1 pseudogene is annotated in these 339 nt (G+C 39.8%); it reads left to right on the top strand.

Features of this window, described 5'->3' with window-relative positions:
* Window positions 1-339: pseudogene (locus CKO50_RS23160) on the top strand (hypothetical protein); the annotation flags it as partial.

Raw genomic sequence — 339 nt, 5'->3', positions numbered from 1 at the left:
GAACAATAAGTTCTATACCGTTTTACTGGCAGTAATACTGCTTTGCAGTTGCTCTTCACATACCGAGCTAGCACAGTTGGATATAGGTATTTCAGCTTATGAAAATAGTGACTTGATGGTCAAAATAGTGTTTGATGATAAATTTTCTCCACCTGCAGGAGTGATAGGCTGTTGTTGGGGAAATGCTCAGAAAAAAGGATCGTTTTGGGGTGCTGAAATCCCACATAAAGTGGATGTTGAATGGCGAGACTACAAGCAAGCAAAACTCTACAGAGCTTCATTCAAAGTTCAGCGGAAGAAAGCCTACCATATAATTGACGAATTGACTCCTGTTACATT

Source organism: Pseudoalteromonas sp. HM-SA03 (genome assembly GCF_002289345.1).
In the GTDB taxonomy this organism is placed as follows: Bacteria; Pseudomonadota; Gammaproteobacteria; order Enterobacterales; family Alteromonadaceae; genus Pseudoalteromonas.
Note: the sequence above shows the minus strand (reverse complement) of the source record. Positions and strands in the feature narration are given on the sequence as shown.